Raw genomic sequence first — 21,657 nt, 5'->3', positions numbered from 1 at the left:
TTATCCTTTCACGATCCGGCGGCAGTGCTCCCACGCCGCGCCAATCAGGTTCTCGCTCGCCTCCGGCGTGCGGAACGCCGAATGCGCCGACAGCGTGACGTTCGGCAGCTTTGTGAGCGGATGATCGCCGGGCAGCGGCTCGATGTTGAAAACGTCGAGGCCGGCATGGCGGATGTGGCCCGACTTCAGCGCATCGATCATGGCGGTCTCGTCGACGACAGCGGCGCGGGCGGTGTTGATGAGGATGACACCACGCTTCATTTTTGCGATCTTCTCGCGCGTGATCATGCCGCGCGTCTCGTCGTTGAGCAGCAGGTGCAGCGACACGACGTCGCTCCTTGCCAGCACGCTGTCGAGATCGGTGAATTCCACGCCCGGATGGTTCTTAGGCGAGCGATTCCAGGCGATCACCTTCATGCCGCTGCCGGACGCAATGCGCGCGACCTCGGCGGCGATGCCGCCGAAGCCGATCAGGCCGAGCGTCTTGCCGGTGAGCTGCATGCCGTCTTCGCGCAGCCAGTTGCCGCCGCGCATTTCGCGATCCATCATGGCGATGACGCGGGCCGAGGCCCACATCAGCGCGATCGCGGATTCGGCGACCGCGGTGTCCCCGTAGCCCTTGATCAGATGTACGGAGACGCCGAGTTCAGCCAGCTCCTCCGGGTTCATGTAGCTGCGCGCACCCGTGCCGAGGAACACGACGTGCTTCAGCCCCGCGCACTTCTTCGCCACCTCAGTCGGCAGCGCGGTGTGGTCGACGATCGCGATCTCGGCGCCGTCGAGGATTTCAGGATATTGCTCGGGCTTGATGTCGGGATCCCGGTGGATCCGCACCTTGGGATCCCCCGGCTTTTCCAGCCGTTCCATGATCACGGCAAGCGCTTCATTGGCGTCGACGAATACTCCGCGCATGGCTCTCTCCGGTCAGGACGCGACGCCGGCGATCGCCAGCACGGTATGCATGAGAACGTTGGTGCCAGCAGTGCAGTCCGGCTGCGTCGCATCCTCCAACTCGTTGTGGCTGATGCCGTCCTTGCAGGGCACGAACACCATCGCCGCCGGCATGATCGTGTTGAGGTTGCAGGCGTCGTGACCGGCGCCGGAGGTGATGCGGCGCGAGGAATAGCCGAGCGTCTTTGCCGCGTTCTCGACCGCCGAGATCAGCTTGGGATCGAAATGCGTCGGCGGCTTGCGCCAGACCAGGTCGATCTTGACCTCGACCCTGCGGCGCGCGGCGATCTCCGCAATCGCGGCGCGCAGATCGCGATCCAGCGCGTCCATGATGGCGCCGTCCGCGCTGCGGCAATCCATGGTGAAGGCGATCTCGCCGGGAATGACGTTGCGCGAGGGGTTTGCGATCACGGCTTCGCCGATGGTGCCGACCGCGTTCGGTCCGTGCTTCTTCGCGATGGACTCCATCGCCAGCACGATCTCCGACAGCGTCGCCAGCGCGTCGCGCCGCAGCGGCATCGGCGTCGATCCGGCATGGCTCTCGAAGCCGGAAATCTTGCCGTCGTACCACAGCACGCCCTGACCGGAATCGACCACGCCGATGGTCTTGCCCTCGGCCTCCAGGATCGGGCCTTGCTCGATGTGCAATTCGACGAAGCAGCCGAGCTTCTGGAAGCCGACCGGCTTGTCGCCGCGATAGCCGATGCTGTCCAGCGCCTGGCCGACGGTCGTGCCCTCGGCGTCCTTGCGCGACAAAATGTCGTCGGTGGTGAAGTCGCCGACATAGGCGGCGGAGGCCATCATCGCGGGTGCGAAGCGCGAGCCTTCCTCGTTGGTCCAGTTGACGACGCAGATCGGTGCTTCGGTCTCGATGCCGGCATCGTTCAGCGTGCGGATCACTTCCAGCGCGCCAAGCGTGCCCAGAATGCCGTCATACTTGCCGCCGGTCGGCTGGGTATCGAGATGCGAGCCGATGCCGACGGGCGGCTTCGACATGTCGCGGCCCTTGCGCAGGCCGAACTGAGAGCCGAGTGCGTCGGTGTGCACTTCGAGACCGGCATCCTCGCATGCCCTACGGAACCAGTCGCGCACCTGCTTGTCTTCGTTGCTGAGCGTCAGCCGCCGCACGCCGCCTTTGGCCGTCGCGCCGAATTGCGCGGTCTCGTGGATGGAGCCCCAGAGGCGGGCGGAATCGATTTGCAGATTGGTGGCGGCTCGGCTCATGCGTCTCTTCCATTGATCGCTGTCATTCCGGGGCGGCTCGAAGAGCCGAACCCGGAAATCTCGAGATTCCGGGTTCTCGCTGCGCGAGCCCCGGAATGACAGTAGAAATCCGGCGCCTTTTTCAATGACGCGCCAGCGCGGGCGCGTCAACTGCGAGGCTGCTCTGCGCAATCTGCCGTGCAAGCTCAGCGACGCGCTCCACGGCGACGACGTCGGGCGAGGCGAGCCAGCTCGCGGTGAACGTCAGCGGTGCGATCGCGAGATCGGTGTCGAGCAGTTGCAGCCGCCCGTCGGCGAGTTCGTTCTCGACGATCGCGTCGGGGATCACGGCGACGCCGAGGCCTTCGACCGCCATGTGGATGACGGTCGCGAGCGATGCGGATGCGTGCAGCCGGATCGGCGGCAGCTCCGGCCGGTCGAATACCTCGCGCACGACCTCGTAAGGCTTGGTCTTGCGCGGGAAGGTGATGATCGGAAACCGCGCAAGCTCCGCCGGTGTCACCCGGCCTTTGCCGAGGCCGAGCGAAGGGCTTGCGAGGAAGCCGATCGGATAATCGGCGAGCACGCGATTGTGCACGCCGGACGCCGACAGCGGTCCAACCACGAAGGCAAGCTCGATCTCCTGCGCGAGCAGGCGCGCGGTGAGGTTGGGCGTGATGTCGACCTCGATCTCGAGCGACAGGTTCGGATAGACCTGGTTCACGCTCTTCACGAGGCGCGGCAGCCAGGTGTGCACGATGGTCTCGGCGACGCCGAGCCGCATCACGCCCCGCATCGCCGAACGGTCGCCGATCTCCGCCATCATCTGCGCGCGCAGGCCGATCAGCTTCTCCGCATAGACCATCATCTGCCGGCCGCTCGGCGTCGGCGAGGCGACGCGGTGGTCGCGGTTGAGGAGCTTGACGCCCATCTCGCGCTCGAGCTGGGCGATGCGCTGGGAGATCGCCGGCTGGGTCGTATTGAGCCGTGCTGCAGCGCCGCGGAAGCTGCCGAGCTTTACGACCCAGAGAAAAGTCTCGATCGACCTGAAGTCCAGCATTGAAAGATTTTCCTCGTCGATAAAATGGATTTATCGATATCGATTAGAAAGGACGATTAGACTTTATAGCACGCTTGGTGTTGGCTGTCTTTGTCGAGTTTATAGGCAGGTCGATTACATGACTGTTTTGGTGGCAGTGCAGCAAACTGAAACGCCCGACGCCCTCCCGAGCCGCAAGGCGCGGCTTGCCTACCGGCAAGGGCTGGTCGCCTCCACCGCCGGCGTCGCCCCCGGCTTCGTCCAGGGCAATCTGGCGATCCTGCCGGCGGAATATGCCAGCGCCTTTCATCGCTTTTGCCAGCTCAATCCGAAGCCGTGCCCGATCATCGGCATGTCCGATGTCGGCAGTCCGCACATCCCTTCGCTCGGCGCCGATCTCGACATCCGCACCGACGTGCCGCGCTACCGCGTCTGGCGCGATGGCGAGGTCGTCGACGAGCCGACCGATGTGACCAGCTACTGGCGCGACGATCTCGTGACCTTCGTGCTCGGCTGCTCCTTCTCGTTCGAAGAAGCCTTGCTCGACGAGGGCATGCCGATCCGGCACATCGAGCGCAATGTGCGCGTGCCGATGTATCGTACCAACATCGCCTGTGGCGAGGCCGGTCCGTTCGCCGGTCCCATGGTGGTGTCGATGCGTCCGTTCAAGCCGGCGGATGCGATCCGCGCGGTGCAGATCACCTCGCGTTATCCCGCCGTGCACGGCGCGCCCGTCCATCTCGGCCATCCGCATCTGATCGGCATCAAGGACATCGCCAAGCCGGACTACGGCGATCCGGTGCCGGTTGCCGCCGACGAGATCCCGGTGTTCTGGGCCTGCGGCGTGACGCCGCAATCGGTGATCAACGCCGCCAAGCTCCCGTTCGCGATCACGCATTCGCCCGGGCTGATGCTGGTGACGGATCTCAAGAACAGGACCATGGCCGTGATTTAGTGGGCAGCGCTTGCTGCTTCTTCGGGCTTTACCGCATCCATCAATCGCTTCATTCGATCAGCCGAAATACAGTAACAGGGGACTTTGCCATGACGATCACTCGCCGCGACGTATTGTTGGGAGCCACCGCGACTGCCGCACTGGTGCCGCTCGCGGCGCGCGCACAGACTTCGGAAGTCGTGATCGGCGTCATCTATCCGTTCTCCGGCGGCAGCGCGCAGCAAGGCGTCGATGCGCAGAAGGCCTATGAGACCGCGCTCGAGGTCATCAACAAGGACACCGATTTCGACCTGCCGCTGGCGAAGGGCGAGGGCCTGCCGGGCCTCGGCGGCGCCAAGGTCCGCCTCGTGTTCGCCGATCACCAGGCCGATCCGCAGAAGGGCCGCGCCGAAGCCGAGCGCCTGATCACGCAGGAAAAGGTCTCCGCCATCATCGGTACCTATCAGAGCGCGGTCGCCGTCACCGTCAGCCAGATCTGCGAACGCTACCAGGTCCCGTTCGTGTCCGCCGACAACTCCTCGCCCAGCTTGCACCGCCGCGGTCTGAAGTATTATTTCCGTGCCGCGCCGCATGACGAAATGTATTCGGCCGCGATGTTCGACTTCTTCGACGCCATGAAGAAGAAGGGCACCAAGATCGAGACGCTGTCGCTGTTTCACGAGGACACGATCTTCGGCACCGATTCCGGCAACGCCCAGGCCAAGATCGCCGGCGAGCGCGCCTACAAGATCGTCACCGACATCAAGTATCGCGCCAACTCGCCCTCGCTCTCGGCCGAGGTGCAGCAGCTCAAATCCGCGAATGCCGACGTGCTGATGCCCTCGAGCTATACCACCGACGGCATTCTGCTGGTCAAGACCATGGCCGAGCTCGGCTACAAGCCGAACGCGATCGTGGCGCAGGACGCCGGCTTCTCCGAGAAGGCGCTCTATGATGCCGTCGGCGACAAGCTCGAAGGCGTGATTTCGCGCGGCACCTTCTCGCTCGATCTCGCGCAGAAGCGCCCGATGGTCGGCAAGATCAACGAGATGTTCAAGACGCGGTCGGGCAAGGACTTCAACGACCTCACCTCGCGCCAGTTCATGGGCCTGATCATTCTCGCCGACGCCATCAGCCGCGCCAAGTCGACCGACGGCGAGAAGATCCGTGATGCGCTGGCAGCGACTGACATCCCGGGCGAGCAGACCATCATGCCCTGGAAGCGCGTCAAGTTCGACGAGATGGGCCAGAATAACGACGCCGACCCGGTGCTGCTGCAGTATATCGGCGGCAAGTTCGTCACCATCTTCCCGCCGCAGGCCGCGATCGCCGAGGCGGTCTGGCCGATGAAGTAAGACTGGGACGCGGGAGCCAGATGCAGCTCCCGCCCTCATCCTGAGAAGCGGGCGCAGCCCGCGTCTCGAAGGACGAGGGCTGGGCCATCCTTCGAGACGCGCGCCTGTGCGCGCTCCTCGGGATGAGGATCTATTTCGGGGGACAGACTTTTGACAGCCCAAGCCATTATCCAAAGTCTCGCCAGCGGTCTCCTGATGGGGCTGCTGTACGGACTGATCGCGGTCGGCCTCGCGCTGATCTTCGGCCTGATGGACGTCACGAACTTCGCCCATGGCGAGTTCCTGATGATCGCGATGTACCTGTCCTTCTTCCTGTTCGCGTTCTTCGCGATCGACCCCTTGCTGTCGGCGCCGTTGGTCGCCGCGGCGCTCTTCATCTTCGGAGCGGTGGTCTACTTACTTATTGTACGCTTCGCCATGCGGGCCAAGGCCAACGCCGGCATGGTGCAGATCTTCACCACCTTCGGCCTTGCCATCGTGATGCGGGGCCTGGCGCAGTTCTTCTTCACGCCTGATTATCGCAGCATTCCGCAATCCTGGCTCGGCGGCAAAACCATCTCGGTCGCCGGCATCTTCCTGCCGGAGCCGCAGCTGGTTGGCGCGCTGGTCTCGATCCTCGCCTTCGCCGGCCTCTACTTCTTCATCCATCGCACGGATTTCGGCCGCGCGCTGGAAGCCACCCGCGAAGATCCCGGAGCGGTCGCGCTGGTCGGCATCGACAAGAACCGCGTGTTCGCGTTCGGCTGGGGCCTTGGTGCCGCGCTGGTCGGTCTCGCCGGAGCGATCATGGCAAGCTTCTTCTATATCTATCCCGATGTCGGCGCGTCCTTTGCGCTGATCGCCTACGTCACGGTGGCGCTCGGCGGCTTCGGCAGCGTGTTCGGCGCCTTTGCGGGCGGCATCATCGTCGGCCTGGTCGAAGCGACCACCGCGCTGGTGCTGCCGCCCTCGCTGAAATCGGTCGGCATCTACGCGGTCTATCTGCTGGTCGTCTTCATCCGGCCGCGCGGCCTGTTCGGATCGATCTGATGGACAAGGATTTTGCAGCGCGGCGTCGCCGCGACCTCATCATCGCCGCGGTGCTCGCCGTGATTGCCGCGCTGACGCCGTTGTTCGTGAAGGACGTCGTCGTCCAGAACATCCTGATCCTGACGCTGATGTATGCGGGCCTGTCGCAGAGCTGGAACATCCTGTCCGGCTATTGCGGGCAGATCTCGCTCGGGCACGCGCTGTATTTCGGCCTGGGTGCCTACACCACCGAGCTGCTGTTCACGAAGTTCGGCGTGCTGCCCTGGTTCGGCATGCTGGCGGGCGGCGTGGTGTCGGCGCTGATCGCGATGGGGCTCGGTTATCCCTTCTTCCGCCTGCGTGGCCATTACTTCGTGATCGCCACCATCGTCATCGCCGAGATCGGCTTGCTTCTGTTCCACAACTGGGAATGGGCCGGCGCCGCGATGGGCATCACCATTCCAATCCGCGGCGACAGCTGGCTGAAATTCCAGTTCCTGCGCACCAAGCTGCCATACTTCTATTTCGCGCTGGCGCTGTGCTGCCTTGCCTGGTTCGTCACCTGGTGGCTGGAGAACTCCAAATGGGGATTCTGGTGGCGTGCGGTGAAGGACAATCCGGACGCGGCCGAGAGCCTCGGTGTCGACGTGTTCAATTCCAAGATGGGCGCGGCCGCCGTCTCCGCCTTCCTGGTCGCCGTGGGTGGCAGCTTCTACGCCCAGTTCGTCTCCTACATCGATCCTGAAAGCGTCATGGGCTTCCAGTTTTCGCTGCTGATGGCGCTGCCCGCCGTGCTCGGTGGCATCGGCACCCTGTGGGGGCCGGTGCTCGGCGCCGCCATTCTGATCCCGCTGACGGAGCTGACCCGCTTCAAGTTCGGCGGTTCGGGGCGCGGCGTCGACCTCATCGTCTATGGCACGCTGATCGTCCTGATCTCGCTGGCCTTGCCGCGGGGGCTGCTCAGCCTGTTCTCTCGCCCGAAGAAGACGGGGGCCGCACGATGACCGCACTTCTTGAAACCCGCGGCGTCTGGCAGCGGTTCGGCGGCCTCGTCGCCAACAGCGACGTCTCGATCTCGGTCGGCCGCGGCGAGATCGTCGGCCTGATCGGCCCCAACGGCGCCGGCAAGTCCACGCTGTTCAATCTCATCGCCGGCGTGTTGCCACCGACGCAAGGCTCGATTCTATTCGACGGCGAAGACGTCACCCACATGCCGGCGGCCGAACGCTGCCAGCGCGGGGTGGGGCGCACCTTCCAGGTGGTCAAGAGCTTCGAGACCATGACGGTCATCGACAACGTCATCGTCGGTGCGCTGGTGCGCAACACCGTGATGCGCGAAGCCCGTCGCAAGGCGCATGAGGTCTTGGAGTTCACTGGCCTCGCCGCGCGCGCCGACGTGCTCGCCAGCGACCTCGTGCCCGCCGAGAAGCGCCGTCTCGAAGTCGCCCGTGCGCTCGCGACCGAGCCAAAACTGCTACTGCTCGACGAAGTCCTCACCGGCCTGACGCCGACCGAGGCGCAGACCGGTGTCGCGCTGGTGCGCAAGGTGCGCGATGCCGGCATCACCGTGTTGATGGTCGAGCATGTCATGGAGATCGTGATGCCCTTGGTCGACCGCGCCATCGTGCTCGATCTCGGCAAGGTGCTGGTCGAGGGCAAACCCGCCGATGTCGTTCGCGATCCCAAGGTGATCAGCGCATATCTGGGAGATCGTCATGCTGTCGGTGCGTGAAGTCACGACCGCCTATCAGGGCCTGGTCGCGATCTCCGCGATCTCGATCGAGGTTCAGAAGGGTGAGATCGTCTGCGTTGCCGGCGCCAATGGCGCGGGCAAATCGACGCTGCTCAAATCCATCGCCGGCGCCGAGCGTCCGCGCTCCGGCACGGTGACCTTCGACGGCAAGCGCCTCGACGGCATGGCGCAGCACCACATCACCGCGACCGGCATTGCCTACGTGCCGGAGAATCGCCGCCTGTTCCCCCGTCTGTCCGTGCGCGACAATCTGCGTCTCGGCAGCTATCTCTACCGCGGTGACGCGAACCGCGAGGGACCGCTCGATCTCGTTTTCCAGTTGTTTCCCCGCCTGGCCGAGCGCCTGGAGCAGCGCGCCGAAACGCTCTCCGGCGGCGAGCAGCAGATGCTCGCGATCGGCCGCGCGTTGATGACGCGCCCGCGTCTGTTGATGCTGGACGAGCCCTCGCAGGGCATCATGCCAAAGCTTGTCGACGAGATTTTTCAGGCCGTGAAGCGCATCCGCGATGCCGGCATGACCGTTCTGATCGTCGAGCAGCGCATGGCCGAGTGCCTGGAGATTGCCGACCGCGCCTACATCCTGCAAACCGGCCGCGTGCTGATGCAGGGCCCTGCGGCTGAGATCAGGGGCAATCCCGACGTGAGGAAGGCGTATCTCGGATTGTAGCTGCTCGCTACGATCCCTATCCTGATTGTTTCTTGTTCCGGTTCTTGCTTGCGCCGCGCAGGGTCGGCGCGGGTGCCGAGGGTTGCCCGAAGCCATTCATCTGAATGCAAGAGAGCAGGTCGACATAGCTTTCGATGCCACCGGCGGAGGCCTCGGTGTAGCATTGGATGCGAATTGTCTCCGGCGTTGTCGTCCAGATGGACGCGAGCTGTTGCTGTGCGGTCTGCTCGTCGCTCATGCAGGCCTCGTAGGACTGCGGCTCGGTCAGCGACTTGTCGATCTCCTGAGTTGCCTTGCAGTTGGCCTCGACCTTGAGATCGGGGACGCCGCCGCGCCCGGACGTCTGGGCGTTGGCGGAAAGTGACAAGACAATAAAGCAGGCGGCAGAGAGGAAGGCGCAGGATACTTTAAAATCCATGACAATTCTCCCAGCGATCGATGAAACAACTCCTTCAGTCAATTACAGGGGGATCATGTGCTCGCGATCCCGGCAATGCAAATCAATTCCGGTCCGCTGGTCCCGCATATCGCTCCGCTCATGCGGGCTACTCCGTCGCCACACCCTGCGTCATTGCGAGCGTAGCAAAGCAATCCAGAGTCTTTCCGCGAGGGATTCTTGCCTCGTTGCGCTATGACGAGGTTAGAGCGGGGCTCAATCGTCGTGCCCATGCTCCGGCAGCGTCACCCCGAACACCTTCACCAGATCCGTCACCTGCTCCGGCGACAGATAACGCGGGTTCATCCCGCGCAGTAGCAGATACAGCTTCGCCGTTTCCTCCAGCTCCTCCGTCGCGAACACCGCGGCTTCCAGCGTGTCGCCGGCAACGACCGGGCCGTGATTGGCGAGCAGCACCGATGAATATTTCCCCGCCAGGCCCTTGATCGCATCGGCGACCGCGGGATCGCCGGGGCGGTAGTACGGCACGAGCGCGGTGGCGCCGCATTTCATCAGATAATAGGCCGTCATCGGCGGCAGCGCGGCGCGCGGGTCGATCTCGGGCAGCATCGAGAGCGCGACCGAGTGTGTCGAATGCAGATGCACGATGGCGCGTGCACTGCCGCGCGTGTCATAGAGCGCGGTGTGCAGCGGAACTTCCTTGGTCGGGGCATCGCCCGACACCAGCCGGCCCTGCTCGTCGAGCCGCGACAGCCTCGCAGGATCGAGGAAACCGAGCGAGGCATTGGTCGGCGTCACCAGCCAGCCGCCGCCGTCCAGCCGGACGCTGATATTGCCGGAGGAGCCGGGCGTCAGCCCGCGCTCGAACAGGGACCGTCCGAAGCGGCAGATATCCTCGCGCAGCCTTGTCTCGTTGCTCGTTTCGGTTCTCATGGCCGTCATGCCCGCTTGTCTCACGCTTTGGCAGCGCGGCCAAGCCGTGTTATCGGTTCGCCGAGCCGCCGCAAAAGCCGGCCGCCCGGGAAACGTTCGCAAGGGTTAGTTGCATGTCCGCCTCCACGTCACAAAATCAGCGCATCGCGGTCATCGGGCTCGGCTCGATGGGGTTTGGCATGGCGACCTCGCTGAAGCGCGCCGGCCACGCCGTCACCGGTTGCGACGTTTCGGCCGAGGCGGTGGCGCGTTTCGTCAAGGATGGTGGTGCGGGTGCCAAAACGCCGGCCGAGGCGGCCAAGGGCGCGGACATCGTCGTCAGCGTCGTCGTCAATGCCGCGCAGACTGAAGCTGTCCTGTTCGGCAAGGATGGTGCCGCCGAGACCATGCCCGAAGGCAGCGTCTTCGTATCCTCCGCCACGATGGACCCCGACGTGGCGCGACGCCTTGCCAAGCAGCTTGAGGCGACCGGCCGGCATTATCTGGATGCACCGATTTCCGGCGGGGCGCAGCGCGCCGCGCAAGGCGAGCTGACGATCCTTGCCTCCGGCAGCCCCACAGCGTTCGCGAAGGCACGGCCCGCGCTCGATGCCATGGCCGCGAAGCTCTACGAGCTCGGCGATGCCGCCGGCCAGGGCGCCGCCTTTAAGATGATCAACCAGCTGCTCGCCGGCGTGCACATCGCCGCCGCCTCGGAGGCGATGGCATTTGCCGCCAAGCAGGGCCTCGACATCCGCAAGGTCTATGAGGTGATCACGGCCTCGGCCGGCAATTCCTGGATGTTCGAGAACCGCATGCCGCACGTGCTGGACGGCGACTACACACCGCGCAGCGCGGTCGAGATTTTCGTGAAAGATCTCGGCATCATCCAGGATATGGCGCGGTCGGCAAGATTCCCCGTGCCTGTCTCCGCCGCCGCGCTCCAGATGTTCCTGATGACATCAGCCGCCGGCATGGGCCGGGACGACGACGCCTCGGTGGCGCGGATGTATGCGCAGGTCACCGGCGTCAAGCTGCCCGGCGACAAGTAACGAAGAGGACTCCAATGCCCCGTTTTGCCGCCAATCTCTCGATGATGTTCACCGAGGTGCCGTTCCTCGATCGCTTCGATGCCGCCGCATCAGCCGGCTTCACCGCGGTCGAGTTTCTCTTTCCCTATGAGCATCCCGCCGAGGCGGTCGGCGAGCGCCTCAAGCGCAACGGCCTGACCCAGGCGCTGTTCAACCTGCCGCCGGGCGACTGGAACGCCGGCGAGAAGGGCTTTGCGGCGCTCCCCTCGCGCTTCTCCGATCTCAAGGCGGGCCTGGAGACGGCGCTGCCTTACGCCAAGGCGACCGGCGTCAAGCGCCTGCACCTGATGGCCGGCATCGCCAACCGTGGCGAGCGCGTCGCGATCGAGGCGTTCTACAAATCGGTGGCTTGGGCTGCGGAGTTCTTCGCCCCGCACGGTATCGATATCGTGCTCGAGCCGATCAATGCGCGCAACGTGCCCGGCTACTTTCTCAACGATTTCGGCTTCGCGCGCGACCTGATCCAGGAGCTGAGGCTCCCGAACCTGAAGCTGCAATTCGACATCTATCACTGCCAGATCATTCATGGCGACGTGACGATGCGGCTTCGCGAGATGATGCCGATCATCGGCCACATCCAGATCGCCAGTATTCCGTCGCGCAACGAGCCCGACGGCGAGGAGCTGAACTATCCGTTCCTGTTCGAAGAGCTCGACCGCCTCGGCTATGCCGGCTTCGTCGGCTGCGAGTACAATCCGCGCGGCAAGACCACCGACGGTCTTGCCTGGTTCAAGCCTTACGCTGGAGTGAAGCCGTGACACTTGCGTTGGGCTGCATCGCCGACGACTACACCGGCGCTTCCGATCTCGCCAACACGCTGACACGCGCGGGCTTGCGCACCGTGCAGACCATCGGCGTCCCCGCGGACGATCTCGCACTGCCCGAGGTCGATGCCGTCGTGGTGTCGCTGAAGAGCCGCTCGATCGAGGCCGGCCTTGCCGTATCGCGTTCGCGTGCGGCGGATCAGTGGCTGCGCGGCCGCGGCGCGGGCCACGTGTTGTTCAAGATCTGCTCGACTTTCGATTCCACCGACGCCGGCAATATCGGCCCCGTGATGGACGCGCTGCGCGCCGACGGCGGCGAGGGTGCTGTGCTGGTGACTCCGGCCTTCCCGGAGACCGGCCGCACCGTCTACCAGGGCAACCTTTTCGTCGGCGCGGTGCCGTTGAATGAGAGCCCGCTGAAGGACCATCCGCTCAACCCGATGCACGATTCCAACCTGGTGCGCGTGCTGGCGCGCCAGAGCAGGACGCAGATCGGTCTCGTCGACCTCGCCACCGTCACGCGCGGCGCGGATGCCGTGCGGGCACGGCTGGCCGAGCTGGCGGGCAAGGGCATCGGCGCTGCCATCATCGACGCGGTCTTTGACCGCGACCTCGAGACCATCGGCCTCGTCGCCGCCGAACATCGGCTGTCGGTCGGCGCCTCCGGTATCGGCCTCGGGCTCGCGCGTGCGCTGGTGTCGACGGGTAAAGTCAAATCAGCCGGGGCGAAGGGCGAGACCGGCACTGCCGTCGGTGGACCGGCGGCCTGCCTCGCCGGGAGCTGCTCTCAGGCAACGCTTCAGCAGATCGCCAACGCCGAACGGGTCATGCCGGTGCACCATCTCGATCCGGACCGTATCATTACGGGGGGCGGCGAAGCACAGCGCGCACTGGATTGGGCGAGGCCGCGGCTTGCAGAGGGTCCGGTGCTGATCGCCTCGAGCGCGACGCCCGATCAGGTCGCCGCACTGCAGGCGCGCCACGGTCGCGACGCGGCCGGCCACGCGATCGAGCAGACCATGGCCGACATCGCGGAAAACCTCGTAAAATCAGGCGTGCGGCGACTGATCGTCGCCGGCGGCGAGACTTCCGGTGCGGTGGTCGATCGGTTGAAGATCCCCGGATTTCTCGTCGGAGTAGAGATCGCAGCAGGTGTCCCGGTGCTCCACTCGGTGGGCGCGCAAGAAAACATGCTGCTCGCTCTGAAGTCCGGAAACTTCGGCGGCGCTGAATTTTTCTCCGAGGCGCTTAGGCTCATGCGCTGAGCGCAGAGCATTTTTAGCGGCCTGTTCATCTCTTTGAGGCTCCGTACTCGTACGGAGTCGTAGTTAACATCTGCGCAGGTGCTCTGGTGTTGGATGTTGGTGCTGCTCCCTTTAATTGATTCGTAAAACTTTCGGACGCGCACCGCGCCAGCACAAAGAGACCCGATTATGCTTGCCACCATTTCCATCCGCGCCAAGATCATCAGTGTCGTGGCGTTCCTGCTGGTCGCAATGGCCGGCATGGGTCTCCTGGCCGTCATGAAAATGCGGTCGATGAACGCCAACACGATCGACATCACCACGAGCTGGATGCCCAGCGTGCGGGTGCTCGGTGAGCTTCGGGCGAGCGTCATCACCTATCGCAACGTGGTCCGCCAGCACATGCTGTCCGAAACGCTGGACGAGAAGCTCGCCAACGAGAAAACGGCTGTGACAGTGATCGAGGCGCTGGCCAAGATTCGTAGTCGATATGAGACGATGATCACCTCGCCGGAGGAGCGGGCGCTCTACAACCAGTGGGCAAAACTCTGGGACGACTACAAGAAGGGCACCGAGGAGGTGATGGCGCTCTCGCGCAAGGAGGCCGGCAAGGTCCCGCACGAAGCACAGGAGCTGAACACCAAGACGGTCAACAAGATCGGTCTTGCCTCGGATGAGGTCCTGATGAAGGACATCGAGCTCAACACCAAGGGCGGCGACCAGGCGGCTCAGGATGCTGCGGACAGCTATTCCTATGCTTTCATGCTGGTCTCGATCATTCTCGGCGCTGCCGTCATCATCGGCATCGGCGTCGGCTTCTATCTCGTCCAGGACGTTTCGAAGGGCATCAACTCGATCATCGAGCCGATGCAGGCGCTGGGCAAGGGCGACCTCTCCGCCGAAGTCCCGCACCGGGGCGAGAAGACCGAGATCGGCGCCATGGCCGACGTGCTCCAGATCTTCAAAGAGGCGCTGATCGCCAAGAAGGCCGCCGACGAGGCTGCGGCCACGGATGCCGACGCCAAGATCGAGCGCGGCCGCCGCGTCGACAACATCACCCGCGAATTCGAAACCATGATCGGCGAGATCGTCCAGACCGTGTCGTCGGCTTCGACCCAGTTAGAGGCCTCCGCCTCGACGCTGACCTCGACCGCCGACCGTTCCCAGAGGCTGGCGACCACCGTTGCCAGCGCTTCGGAGGAAGCCTCGACCAACGTGCAGTCGGTGGCCTCGGCCACCGAGGAGATGGCCTCGTCGGTCGGCGAGATCAGCCGTCAGGTGCAGGAATCGGCGCGGATGGCGGGCGACGCCGTCGGCCAGGCCCGTGCCACCACCGAGCGGGTCAGCGAGCTTTCCAAGGCGGCGTCCCGCATCGGCGATGTCGTCGAGCTGATCAACACCATCGCCGGTCAGACCAACCTGCTGGCGCTGAACGCCACCATCGAGGCAGCACGTGCCGGTGAAGCCGGCCGCGGCTTTGCGGTAGTGGCCTCCGAGGTGAAGGCGCTCGCCGAGCAGACCGCGAAGGCGACCGGTGAGATCGGCCAGCAGATCTCCGGCATCCAGGCGGCGACCAACGACTCCGTCGGCGCCATCAAGGAGATCTCCTCGACCATCGAGCGCCTCTCGGAAATCTCGTCGGCGATTGCAGCGGCGGTGGAAGAGCAGGGCGCCGCGACCCAGGAGATCGCCCGCAACGTGCAGCAGGCCGCGCAAGGCACCCAGCAGGTCTCCTCCAACATCACCGATGTGCAGCGCGGCGCGACCGAGACCGGCACGGCCTCCTCACAGGTGCTGTCGGCGGCGCAAATGCTGTCGAACGACTCGGGCCGGCTGAAGAATGAGGTCAGCAAGTTCCTGACCAACGTCCGCGCGGCGTAAATCCTCGCGCGACCTGTTTATCGAACGACGAGCGGCGCCAAAGGCGCCGCTCGTTTTGTTTGACCTGTGGCATCATCGAAATCGGCATGTTCCTGAACTCGTCCGCGCCGCATGGGCCCGGCCGCATGGCTGTGATGTCGATTTCGCAGTGCAGTAGCAGGGAAGTGAATGCAGGATAGTTCTGGTTATTAGCGTTTCCGGCGGTGCTCGGGTAAAGGGAAACGGGGGATCGCCGTGGGGGCAGATTCCGTATTCTCATCTGACCCGGATTTGCCTGGCGCATGATTGCTCTGGTCCGTATTGCCCTGAGCCGGCCCTATACGTTCGTCGTGCTGGCGCTCCTGCTGCTGATCATCGGACCGCTCGCGGCGCTGCGGACCCCGACTGACATCTTCCCGGACATCCGCATTCCCGTCATCGGCGTGGTCTGGCAGTACACCGGCCTGCCGCCCGACCAGATGTCCGGCCGCATCACCACGCCGTTCCAGCGGGCGCTGACGACGACGGTCAACGACATCGAGCACATCACGGCCAACTCCTATAACGGCTTTGGCATCATCAAGATCTTCTTCCAGCCCAACGTCGACATCCGCACCGCCAACGCGCAGGTCACCGCGATCTCGCAGACGCTGATCAAGCAGATGCCGCCGGGCGCGACGCCGCCCTTGATCTTGAACTACTCGGCCTCCACCGTGCCGATCATCCAGGTGGCGCTGTCGGGCGACGGGCTCACCGAGCAGAACCTCGCCGACATCGGCATCAACAATCTGCGCACGCCGCTGGTCACCGTGCCCGGCGCAGCGATCCCCTATCCGTTCGGCGGCAAGCAGCGCCAGGTCCAGATCGACCTCGATCCCACCGCGCTGCAGGCTCGCGGCCTGTCCGGCCAGGACGTCGCCAACGCGCTCGCCGCCCAGAATCTGATCACCCCGGTCGGCACGCAGAAGATCGGCCAGTTCGAATACAACATCCAGCTCAACAACTCGCCGCTCAGGATCGACGAGCTCGGCAACCTCCCGATCAAGACGGTCAACGGCGCGATGGTCTATGTGCGCGACGTCGCCACCGTGCGCGACGGCAATCCGCCCCAGACCAACATCGTCCATGTCGACGGCAACCGCTCGGTGCTGATGATGGTCTTGAAGGCGGGCGCGACCTCCACGCTCGACATCATCGCCGGCATCAAGCAGAAGGTGATTGAGGTCAAGGACCAGTTGCCGGACGCGCTGAAGATCGGCTTCATCGGCGACCAGTCGGTGTTCGTCCGCGGCGCAATTCAAGGCGTCGCCGTCGAGGGCGTGATCGCGGCGCTGCTCACCAGTGTCATGATCCTGCTGTTCCTCGGCAGCTGGCGCTCGACCATCATCATCGCGGTCTCGATCCCGCTGTCGGTGCTGGGCGCCATCATCATGCTCTCGGCGATCGGCGAGACGCTCAACATCATGACGCTCGGAGGTCTTGCGCTCGCAGTCGGCATCCTGGTCGACGACGCTACCGTCACGATCGAGAACATCAATTACCATCTGGAGCAGGGCAAGCCGGTCGAGCAGTCGATCCTCGACGGCGCCAACCAGATCGTGACGCCAGCCTTCGTGTCGCTGCTCTGCATCTGCATCGTGTTCGTGCCGATGTTCTTCCTCTCGGGCGTCGCGCGCTTCCTGTTCGTGCCGATGGCGGAAGCGGTGATGTTCGCGATGATCTGGTCGTTCATCCTGTCGCGCACGCTGGTGCCGACCATGGCGAACTATTTGTTGCAGGCGCATGTCCATCACGAGGGCGGGCCGCCGAAATCGCGCAATCCGCTCGTCTGGTTTCAGCGCGGCTTCGAGGCACGGTTCGAGCGCATCCGCGGCGGCTACCATGGCTTCCTCGGGCTGGCGCTGGCGCACCGCGCGGTGTTCGTGATCGGCTTTATCTGTGTGGTCGGCGTATCCTTCGCGCTGGTGCCGTTCCTCGGTCGCAATTTCTTTCCCGCGGTCGATGCCGGCAACATCCTGATGCATGTCCGCACCCAGGTCGGCACCCGCGTCGAGGAGACCGCCAACCAGCTCGCCGACGTGCAGAAGGCGGTCCGCAAGCTGATCCCGGGCGAGATCGAGACCATGACCGACAACATCGGCATGCCGATCTCCGGGATCAACATGACCTACAACAACACCGGCGTGATCGGCCCGCAGGACGGCGACATCCAGATCAAGCTCAGGGAAGGTCACAAGCCAACCGAAGAGCATGTGCGCGTGCTGCGTGAGCAATTGCCACGGCTGTTCCCCGGCGTGAGCTTCGCTTTCCTCCCGGCTGACATCGTCAGCCAGATCCTGAACTTCGGCGCGCCGGCGCCGATCGACCTGCAGATCCGCGGCGCCAATCTCGCCGCCAACTTCGCCTATGCCAACAGCCTGCTGGCCAAGGTGCGCAAGATTCCGGGCGTTGCCGATGCCCGCATCCAGCAATCGCCGAACGCGCCGACCTTCAATATCGATGTCGACCGCACCCGCGCGCAATATGTCGGCCTGACCGAGCGCGACGTCACCAACAGCCTCGTGGTCAATCTCGCCGGCTCCTCGCAGGTGGCGCCGACCTACTATCTCAACCCGGACAACGGCGTGTCCTATTCGATCGTGATGCAGACGCCGCAATACCAGATCGACTCGCTCAGCGCGCTGCAGACGCTGCCGATCACCGCGGCCGGCAATGCGCAGTCGCCGATCCTCGGCGGCATCGCAGACATCAAGCGCTCGGCCTCGAGTGCGGTGGTCTCGCAATACGATATCCAGTCCATGGTGCAGATCTTCGCGACGACCTCGGGCCGCGATCTCGGCGCGGTCTCCGCCGATATCCGAAAGGTGATCGCCGATACCGCCAAGGAAGTGCCGAAGGGCTCCTCCGTGGTGCTGCTCGGGCAGGTGCAGACCATGAACAGCGCCTTCACCGGCCTCTTGTTCGGCCTGCTCGGTGCCGTCGTGCTGATCTATTTTCTGATCGTCGTGAACTTCCAGTCCTGGTCCGATCCGTTCGTGATCATCACGGCTCTGCCGGCCGCGCTCGCCGGCATCGTCTGGATGCTGTTCGCGACCGGGACCACGCTGTCGGTCCCCGCGCTCACCGGCGCCATCATGTGCATGGGCGTTGCCACCGCCAACAGCGTGCTGGTGATCTCCTTCGCGCGCGAGCGCTACGAGGAGCTCGGTGATCCCGTCGCCGCGGCGCTCGAAGCCGGCTTCGTCCGGTTCCGTCCCGTGCTGATGACCGCGCTCGCCATGATCATCGGCATGGCGCCGATGGCGCTGGGGCTGGGCGAGGGCGGCGAGCAGAATGCGCCGCTCGGCCGCGCCGTGATCGGCGGCCTGATCTTTGCAACCTTCGCCACGCTGATGTTTGTTCCCGTGGTGTTCAGCATGGTACACAAGAAGCAAGGCGCCAAAGCCGCCGCCCCATTGGAGACCCCGCATGTCGCCCACTGAACCCCGCTCCCCGGTCTCGCACCGGAAACTGGGCATCTTCGGCGTGGTGGCGCTGATCGCGGCCGGCCTCGTCGTCGGCACCGGGATTCGCGCCCGTGAGGAGCAGGGCTCCAGGTTGAGGGAATGGACCGACGATCAGGCCGTTCCCAGCGTCGCGGTGACCCAGCCCAGCGCCAAGGCGCTCAACGCCACCATCGATCTGCCGGGCCGGCTGGAAGCCTATTATCGCGCCCCGATTTTCGCGCGCGTGTCGGGCTATCTGAAGAGCTGGAGCGCCGATATCGGTGCTCGCGTCAAGGCCGGACAGGCGATCGCCGAGATCGAGGCGCCGGACCTCGATCAGCAACTGCTTCAGGCGAGAGCCGACCTCGCCAGCCAGCAGGCCAGTGCCCGGTTGTCGGAAGCAACGCTGAACCGGCGCAAGACGCTGGTCGCCTCCAACTTCGTCTCGGCGCAGGAGATCGACGAGCGCACTGCAGATCTCTCCAACAAGAATGCCGCCGTCAATTCGGGCAAGGCCAATGTCGAGCGGCTGGAAGCGCTGGCCGGCTACAAGAAGATCACCGCGCCGTTCGACGGTGTCGTCACCGCGCGCGACACCGATGTCGGAGCGCTGATCAATGCCGGTGGCGGCTCGGGCCCGGCGATGTTCGTGATCTCCGACATCACCAAGCTGCGCGTCTATGTCAACGTGCCCCAGAACTACGTGCCGGCGATCAAGATCGGCGCCAAGGCGACGATCGCGCTGCCGGAATACCCGAACCGGACCTTCCAGGCGACGGTGGAGGCGTCCTCGCAGGCCGTCGACGTCGCCTCCGGCACCACGCGCATGCAGCTCGGGCTCGACAATTCGAACGGAGAGCTGATGCCCGGCGGCTATGCCAGCGTGAAGCTCAACCTCCAGCGCGATTCCGCGCCGCTCAGCATCCCCGCCAGCGCGCTGATCTTCAACAGCAGTGGCCTGCGGGTGGCGACGGTCGGGACTGATGACAAGGTCCTGTTCAAGCCGGTGACCATCGCCCGTGATCTCGGCCGCGAGATCGAGCTGGCCTCGGGCATTACAGCGGATGATCGCGTCATCACGGCGCCGCCGGATGGCCTCTCCGACGGCGATGCAGTGCGCGTGGTTGGCGCCAAGGCCAAGCCGGCGACGGCGTCGGAGAACCAGGCGCCGAAGGGGTAGGGCGGTCTCGTGCCCCGGACGCAGCTCTCGTAGGGTGGGCAAAGGCGCTCTTGCGCCGCGCCCACCAATCTTTCTTGATTACATGAAGACGGTGGGCACGCTCCGCTTTGCCTACCCTACGAGATCACGCCACCCGCCACTCCGGCACGCCGTCCCCCGCCATCTTGATCTCGCCGAGCGAGCCAATCGGCGTGCGATCCATGTCGAGCAAGTGTCCCAACGTCGCGCTATCGCTCGCCGGCACTCGCGCCAGCGTGCGCCTATCATCTTCCGTCCGCAGCATCACCACGCCGTGCTCGGCATCACCGCCGCGGCCGTAGAGCACCGTAAAGCTCTCGACCTTGCCCTTGCCCGAGGCGTCAGTCACGAACTCCGGCACCCCGCGCTTGCTGCGGTCGGCCTCGCCCTGCACACTCGTTTCCTGCGCCAGCGCCTCACCCGGCGGCGCCTTCGCCACCACCAGTGCGTGATGCTTGGTGACGAAACCGCCCTGGCCATAGAGCAGGCCAAGCTTTGCGCCGTCACGCACACGCCGCACCATCGCGCAGGCCGCATGGGTCATGTAGGTGTTGAGCGGCGCGCCGAAGAAGGTGAGGCCGCCGGTCACGGTCGGCTGCACGTCGGCGCCGAGACCCAGCGTTCGCCGCGCCATCTTGGGCACGCAGGGGAAGCAGCTATAGAGCTCGATCGCGTCGAAGTTTTTGCCGTCGCCGCCGGCAAGGTCCACCACCGCTTTCAGCACCGCGTTCTGCGGATGGCTCTCGTAGAACTGGTCGCGCAACAGATAGTCGCGTGGCTCCTCCGCCGAGGCGCCGCCGAGCGGATAGACCAGCTTGCTCTCCGCGATACCGAGCGCACGCGCCCTGGCGAGGCTGGTGAACAGCAGCGCACCGCCCATGTTGACGCTGGGGTTGGCGACCATCAGCTTGTTGTAAGGCCAGGCGATCAGCCGATTGTCCGCGGTCGGCGTCGTGATCTCGTCGGGCGCATAACGCCGCTTCAGCCAGGCATTGGGATTTTGCGCGGCGGCTTCCGAATAGCGCGACCACAGCGTTCCTGATTCCGCCATCGCCTCGCGCGGTGTCTGGCCCCAATGCGCGGAGGAGGCGGCCTCGTAGAACGGATAGACCGTGACGGGGCGGAACACGCCGAGCTTCACCGCCAGCGGCTTCTGGAATGCCGCGCCGCGCTTGGGCTCCTCGACATCATGGGCGAACGGCGTCCACGGCAGCGTGACGCCGGCGCGCTCCGCCTTGGTTGCAGTCGACTGCGCCTCGGCCCCGCAGACCGCGGCCACGGTGCATTCGCCGCGTGCGATGCGCTTGGCGGCTTCGTGGATGTAGCGGATCGGGCTCTCGCCGCCGACCGGGCCGTAATAGCAATGCGGAGGCGTGATGCCGAGCCGCTGCGCCAACAGCTTCTCCGGATCGCGGTAGCGCCAGCTCAGGAAGTTGACGACATCGAGCGACTGCACCTCGCCGAGCAACTTTGCGCCGGCGTCAGCCTCCGCGCGCCGTAGCGCTTGTTCCAAGAGATCGAGCGGCTCGAGGCCCTCGGTGATGTCTTTCGGGCGATCGACGATCTCGCCGATGCCGACGATGACGGGGATGCGGTCTTCGGGGATATTGGTCATTTCTTCTTGCTTTTCATTTTAAATCTTGGGGCACGCCGTCGTCCTTCGAGGGCCGCTGAAGAAGCGGCCACCTCAGGATGACGGCTACGGATACAGCGTCATCCTGAGGTGCGAGTGGCACGATGCGCTAGCATCGCGCCGCGAGCCTCGAAGGATGGGCCGCGAGCAACATGCCGGCCAA

At 64.7% G+C, this 21,657-nt stretch carries 18 protein-coding genes; 12 read left to right on the top strand and 6 right to left on the bottom strand.

Annotated features, from left to right (window positions below; all coding sequences use genetic code 11):
* The 3 genes from GA0061098_RS03660 to GA0061098_RS03650 form a co-directional block, all read right to left on the bottom strand.
* Positions 1-912, bottom strand: a complete 912-nt coding sequence (locus tag GA0061098_RS03660; protein ID WP_091953544.1) for an NAD(P)-dependent oxidoreductase — start codon at positions 910-912, stop codon at positions 1-3.
* Between the two features lie 12 nt (positions 913-924).
* Positions 925-2,175, bottom strand: a complete 1,251-nt coding sequence (locus tag GA0061098_RS03655; RefSeq protein ID WP_091953541.1) for a Zn-dependent hydrolase — start codon at positions 2,173-2,175, stop codon at positions 925-927.
* 121 nt (positions 2,176-2,296) lie between these two features.
* On the bottom strand, positions 2,297-3,214 hold the full coding sequence (locus tag GA0061098_RS03650; RefSeq protein ID WP_018315615.1) for a LysR family transcriptional regulator: 918 nt from the start codon (positions 3,212-3,214) through the stop codon (positions 2,297-2,299).
* A gap of 118 nt (positions 3,215-3,332) precedes the next feature.
* Here GA0061098_RS03650 and GA0061098_RS03645 point away from each other — a divergent pair, with 118 nt between their 5' ends.
* From GA0061098_RS03645 to GA0061098_RS03620, 6 genes are all read left to right on the top strand, one after another.
* Positions 3,333-4,148: a putative hydro-lyase gene (locus GA0061098_RS03645; RefSeq protein ID WP_091953538.1), complete on the top strand. Its 816-nt coding sequence runs from the start codon at positions 3,333-3,335 to the stop codon at positions 4,146-4,148.
* Between the two features lie 89 nt (positions 4,149-4,237).
* Complete coding sequence (locus tag GA0061098_RS03640) at positions 4,238-5,482, top strand: ABC transporter substrate-binding protein (protein WP_026201530.1); 1,245 nt, start codon at positions 4,238-4,240, stop codon at positions 5,480-5,482.
* Between the two features lie 195 nt (positions 5,483-5,677).
* The gene (locus tag GA0061098_RS03635) at positions 5,678-6,511 is read left to right on the top strand and encodes a branched-chain amino acid ABC transporter permease (RefSeq protein ID WP_240536472.1); all 834 of its coding nucleotides are present in this window, start codon (positions 5,678-5,680) and stop codon (positions 6,509-6,511) included.
* Entirely contained in the window at positions 6,511-7,494 is a 984-nt protein-coding gene (locus tag GA0061098_RS03630) for a branched-chain amino acid ABC transporter permease (RefSeq protein WP_091953533.1), read from the top strand. The genes GA0061098_RS03635 and GA0061098_RS03630 overlap by 1 nt, the downstream gene beginning before the upstream one ends.
* Positions 7,491-8,222, top strand: coding sequence for an ABC transporter ATP-binding protein (locus tag GA0061098_RS03625; RefSeq protein WP_018315620.1), 732 nt, complete (start codon positions 7,491-7,493; stop codon positions 8,220-8,222). Before GA0061098_RS03630 ends, GA0061098_RS03625 begins: the two co-directional genes overlap by 4 nt.
* Positions 8,206-8,910 (top strand): ABC transporter ATP-binding protein, encoded by a 705-nt coding sequence (locus GA0061098_RS03620; protein WP_028143388.1) that lies wholly within the window; start codon positions 8,206-8,208, stop codon positions 8,908-8,910. The genes GA0061098_RS03625 and GA0061098_RS03620 overlap by 17 nt, the downstream gene beginning before the upstream one ends.
* A 16-nt stretch (positions 8,911-8,926) precedes the next feature.
* On the opposite strand, the gene GA0061098_RS03615 is transcribed toward GA0061098_RS03620, so the two are convergent.
* Positions 8,927-9,328: a hypothetical protein gene (locus GA0061098_RS03615; protein ID WP_091953530.1), complete on the bottom strand. Its 402-nt coding sequence runs from the start codon at positions 9,326-9,328 to the stop codon at positions 8,927-8,929.
* Between the two features lie 234 nt (positions 9,329-9,562).
* Complete coding sequence (otnC, locus tag GA0061098_RS03610; protein WP_165637122.1) at positions 9,563-10,249, bottom strand: 3-oxo-tetronate 4-phosphate decarboxylase; 687 nt, start codon at positions 10,247-10,249, stop codon at positions 9,563-9,565.
* Between the two features lie 104 nt (positions 10,250-10,353).
* Here otnC and ltnD point away from each other — a divergent pair, with 104 nt between their 5' ends.
* The 6 genes from ltnD to GA0061098_RS03580 all read left to right on the top strand — a co-directional run bounded on the left by ltnD (position 10,354) and on the right by GA0061098_RS03580 (position 19,843).
* Complete coding sequence (ltnD, locus tag GA0061098_RS03605; protein WP_018315624.1) at positions 10,354-11,271, top strand: L-threonate dehydrogenase; 918 nt, start codon at positions 10,354-10,356, stop codon at positions 11,269-11,271.
* A gap of 14 nt (positions 11,272-11,285) precedes the next feature.
* The gene (otnI, locus tag GA0061098_RS03600; protein WP_091953525.1) at positions 11,286-12,068 is read left to right on the top strand and encodes a 2-oxo-tetronate isomerase; all 783 of its coding nucleotides are present in this window, start codon (positions 11,286-11,288) and stop codon (positions 12,066-12,068) included.
* A complete protein-coding gene (gene otnK, locus GA0061098_RS03595) occupies positions 12,065-13,339 on the top strand; it encodes a 3-oxo-tetronate kinase (RefSeq protein ID WP_091953522.1) in 1,275 nt (424 codons plus the stop codon). The genes otnI and otnK overlap by 4 nt, the downstream gene beginning before the upstream one ends.
* 168 nt (positions 13,340-13,507) lie before the next feature.
* Positions 13,508-15,199 carry a methyl-accepting chemotaxis protein gene (locus GA0061098_RS03590; RefSeq protein ID WP_091953519.1) on the top strand — a complete coding sequence of 564 codons (1,692 nt, stop codon included), beginning with the start codon at positions 13,508-13,510 and terminating at the stop codon, positions 15,197-15,199.
* 281 nt (positions 15,200-15,480) lie between these two features.
* Entirely contained in the window at positions 15,481-18,660 is a 3,180-nt protein-coding gene (locus GA0061098_RS03585) for an efflux RND transporter permease subunit (RefSeq protein WP_091953516.1), read from the top strand.
* A complete protein-coding gene (locus tag GA0061098_RS03580) occupies positions 18,647-19,843 on the top strand; it encodes an efflux RND transporter periplasmic adaptor subunit (RefSeq protein ID WP_091953513.1) in 1,197 nt (398 codons plus the stop codon). Before GA0061098_RS03585 ends, GA0061098_RS03580 begins: the two co-directional genes overlap by 14 nt.
* A gap of 124 nt (positions 19,844-19,967) precedes the next feature.
* Here the strand turns inward: GA0061098_RS03580 and GA0061098_RS03575 are convergent, their stop codons facing one another.
* Positions 19,968-21,476: an acetyl-CoA acetyltransferase gene (locus tag GA0061098_RS03575; RefSeq protein ID WP_091953509.1), complete on the bottom strand. Its 1,509-nt coding sequence runs from the start codon at positions 21,474-21,476 to the stop codon at positions 19,968-19,970.
* Positions 21,477-21,657 lie beyond the last annotated feature (181 nt).

The organism is Bradyrhizobium shewense (assembly GCF_900094605.1).
GTDB classification, from domain to species: domain Bacteria; phylum Pseudomonadota; class Alphaproteobacteria; order Rhizobiales; family Xanthobacteraceae; genus Bradyrhizobium; species Bradyrhizobium shewense.
This window is presented reverse-complemented; position numbering and strand designations above follow the sequence as displayed.

Coding starts and splice junctions, on each gene's coding strand:
- GA0061098_RS03625 (WP_018315620.1), top strand. CDS start 7,491: ATGACCGCACTTCTTGAAACCCGCGGCGTCTGGCAGCGGTTCGGCGGC.
- GA0061098_RS03580 (WP_091953513.1), top strand. CDS start 18,647: ATGTCGCCCACTGAACCCCGCTCCCCGGTCTCGCACCGGAAACTGGGC.
- ltnD (WP_018315624.1), top strand. CDS start 10,354: ATGTCCGCCTCCACGTCACAAAATCAGCGCATCGCGGTCATCGGGCTC.
- GA0061098_RS03620 (WP_028143388.1), top strand. CDS start 8,206: ATGCTGTCGGTGCGTGAAGTCACGACCGCCTATCAGGGCCTGGTCGCG.
- GA0061098_RS03635 (WP_240536472.1), top strand. CDS start 5,678: ATGGGGCTGCTGTACGGACTGATCGCGGTCGGCCTCGCGCTGATCTTC.
- otnI (WP_091953525.1), top strand. CDS start 11,286: ATGCCCCGTTTTGCCGCCAATCTCTCGATGATGTTCACCGAGGTGCCG.
- GA0061098_RS03660 (WP_091953544.1), bottom strand. CDS start 912: ATGCGCGGAGTATTCGTCGACGCCAATGAAGCGCTTGCCGTGATCATG.
- otnC (WP_165637122.1), bottom strand. CDS start 10,249: ATGACGGCCATGAGAACCGAAACGAGCAACGAGACAAGGCTGCGCGAG.
- GA0061098_RS03575 (WP_091953509.1), bottom strand. CDS start 21,476: ATGACCAATATCCCCGAAGACCGCATCCCCGTCATCGTCGGCATCGGC.
- GA0061098_RS03615 (WP_091953530.1), bottom strand. CDS start 9,328: ATGGATTTTAAAGTATCCTGCGCCTTCCTCTCTGCCGCCTGCTTTATT.
- GA0061098_RS03650 (WP_018315615.1), bottom strand. CDS start 3,214: ATGCTGGACTTCAGGTCGATCGAGACTTTTCTCTGGGTCGTAAAGCTC.
- GA0061098_RS03655 (WP_091953541.1), bottom strand. CDS start 2,175: ATGAGCCGAGCCGCCACCAATCTGCAAATCGATTCCGCCCGCCTCTGG.
- GA0061098_RS03630 (WP_091953533.1), top strand. CDS start 6,511: ATGGACAAGGATTTTGCAGCGCGGCGTCGCCGCGACCTCATCATCGCC.
- GA0061098_RS03590 (WP_091953519.1), top strand. CDS start 13,508: ATGCTTGCCACCATTTCCATCCGCGCCAAGATCATCAGTGTCGTGGCG.
- GA0061098_RS03640 (WP_026201530.1), top strand. CDS start 4,238: ATGACGATCACTCGCCGCGACGTATTGTTGGGAGCCACCGCGACTGCC.
- GA0061098_RS03645 (WP_091953538.1), top strand. CDS start 3,333: ATGACTGTTTTGGTGGCAGTGCAGCAAACTGAAACGCCCGACGCCCTC.
- GA0061098_RS03585 (WP_091953516.1), top strand. CDS start 15,481: ATGATTGCTCTGGTCCGTATTGCCCTGAGCCGGCCCTATACGTTCGTC.